Annotated in this window: 6 protein-coding genes; all 6 read left to right on the top strand. The window is 36.3% G+C overall.

What is annotated here, in order from left to right:
* The first annotated feature begins 112 nt into the window (after positions 1-112).
* Positions 113-334, top strand: a complete 222-nt coding sequence (locus AOQ32_RS08085; RefSeq protein ID WP_207657372.1) for a hypothetical protein — start codon at positions 113-115, stop codon at positions 332-334.
* A complete protein-coding gene (locus AOQ32_RS08740) occupies positions 331-507 on the top strand; it encodes a hypothetical protein (RefSeq protein ID WP_207657371.1) in 177 nt (58 codons plus the stop codon). Before AOQ32_RS08085 ends, AOQ32_RS08740 begins: the two co-directional genes overlap by 4 nt.
* Positions 507-794: a hypothetical protein gene (locus AOQ32_RS08080; protein ID WP_059394375.1), complete on the top strand. Its 288-nt coding sequence runs from the start codon at positions 507-509 to the stop codon at positions 792-794. Before AOQ32_RS08740 ends, AOQ32_RS08080 begins: the two co-directional genes overlap by 1 nt.
* Before the next feature lie 25 nt (positions 795-819).
* Positions 820-1,245, top strand: coding sequence for a hypothetical protein (locus AOQ32_RS08075; protein WP_059394374.1), 426 nt, complete (start codon positions 820-822; stop codon positions 1,243-1,245).
* Positions 1,246-1,339: 94 nt separating this feature from the next.
* Entirely contained in the window at positions 1,340-1,666 is a 327-nt protein-coding gene (locus AOQ32_RS08070) for a hypothetical protein (RefSeq protein WP_059394373.1), read from the top strand.
* Positions 1,666-1,874: hypothetical protein (locus AOQ32_RS08065; protein ID WP_059394372.1), on the top strand; the 209-nt coding region annotated here is incomplete at its 3' end. The genes AOQ32_RS08070 and AOQ32_RS08065, both read left to right, overlap by 1 nt.

Raw genomic sequence — 1,874 nt, 5'->3', positions numbered from 1 at the left:
GATACCCATCGGACTCATTCTATTTATCTCCTATAAATAGAGATGTTTTTACTGAAACAGAAGTCCGAGAAGGGTGCTACAACCCAGACATGTTCGACAAGGAAGAGGTGGAGTGATGAGAATAACTAGCAGGCAACGTGAGACATTATTCGAGAATGAAGATTATTTCAAGAAATTAGCCGAGATAATTGGAGATGTTCCTGTAACAGTTAGTTATCACATTGAGATTGCGCCTTGTGAAGAAATGCCTGTTAAAGGATATGAATTAAAAATTTCTCCATACGATGCACTTAAGCTAATTGCTAATCCTGAATTGATTGAAGAGGTGGAATGATGAGTAAACAAGAGCTAATTGGAAAACTCAATATGCAACGGGACATCTTAATGTCCTTGTATCAAGACCCAAATATTGATGTTGACGTGTTAAAAAGTTCATTATACGGGGCGTTTTGTATTAGTGGATTAGCAATTGACGTGTTGGAAGAAGTTGATGAAGAGGACGAGTGATGGTAAGCAAGATTGAAGAAAAGTTTTCACGTTCGGATTTATTAAAACGAATGGTTGGCGACGTTTCTTTTCACGGGGAAACTAATCATGACAACGATTCGTTTGACAATTTAGAAGTATTAAACAGTTTTATTGGAGAATTGGTAGATATTAGTTTTGACGTTTTAAGGCAGACTAACGGTAGAAATGAATCAAGTGCCAAAAATCTAAATGATAAGGTAATCAATATTTTGAGGGGAAATAAGGAAAGTATTGATGAACTAATAGAGATTTACGGAGCCGAATAAATACAATGTAGAATAGGATAAATTGATGGATTATTCAGAAAAATTGAAAAATACGAGAAAACCGGATTTAAGGCCATTTGAAACTTTTACCATGACAGGACCAAGGTCTTTAAACGGCTACGTTGTTATTCCCGAAAATTACCCGCTCGACTATTTAAGTGATTTCTATGCCGAAATCGACACTAAGCCAGTTAACGGACTAACATTCGGCGGGTATTTAACAGAAACTTATGGTAAAAGAGGACTGGTGTATCTTGACCAATCGCTTTCCTTTGATTGGGAAAAATCAACGGAAGACGAAAAGAATTACATTACGTCAATGAAGAAATTATCAGTTAGAGTGTTAGGATTTGATAACGACCATATTCACCCCAATGAAATGGGTGCAAAAGAAGGTGCTGAATATTTAGCTAAACAACTTCGAAAATTAAGCAAGGAAGAGGTAAAGTGATGGACTATTCAGATATTGCACGAAAAAAAAGAAACCAGCGTTAAAGCCGTTTGACACGTTTACTAAAGTTGGGCCATTTTCCGAAAATGGTTACGTGGTTATTCCTGATAATTTCCCAATTGATTATACAGATGATTTTTACAAGGATATTGATACAAAACCAGTTCACGGCCTTACTTTTAGCGGTTATATATCAGAGCTTGATGGGGAACAAATATGGTTGCTATTGGATCAAAACCCATTCTTTGATGATAAAAAACGTGCAGGTTATGACTTAAAAGGAATGGAAGCTATGAAACAAAAATCAGTTAAGGTAATCGGATTTGACGATGCTCATAGTGTTCCAAATGAAATGGGCGCAAAAGATGGTGCTGAATATTTAGCTGAACAACTAAAGAAATTGAATGAAGAGGTGGAGTGATGAGAATATTAAATTTACAAAGCGTTGGATTAGGTGCCGTATTTTATGATGGTATAGGTGTCAACGAACCATACGTTATAAAGGTTGGTGAAAAACTAAAAGACGGTCGTGGTTATGAAACTCGTGTAGAGGTCACACGTATCGAGGATGAAGACGAATGGTATAAAGTTTACACTTCAGACGGTCATTTTCGAATTTTTCCAGCAGA

The sequence above is a fragment of the Fructobacillus tropaeoli genome, assembly GCF_001047135.2.
Taxonomy (GTDB): Bacteria; Bacillota; Bacilli; order Lactobacillales; family Lactobacillaceae; genus Fructobacillus; species Fructobacillus tropaeoli.
The sequence above is the reverse complement of the archived record's forward strand: the minus strand, read 5'-3'. Positions and strand labels throughout refer to the sequence as shown.

What these genes read in the sequence shown, in the direction of transcription:
- AOQ32_RS08080 (WP_059394375.1), top strand. Translation starts at nt 507, where the DNA reads ATGGTAAGCAAGATTGAAGAAAAGTTTTCACGTTCGGATTTATTAAAA.
- AOQ32_RS08740 (WP_207657371.1), top strand. Translation starts at nt 331, where the DNA reads ATGATGAGTAAACAAGAGCTAATTGGAAAACTCAATATGCAACGGGAC.
- AOQ32_RS08075 (WP_059394374.1), top strand. Translation starts at nt 820, where the DNA reads ATGGATTATTCAGAAAAATTGAAAAATACGAGAAAACCGGATTTAAGG.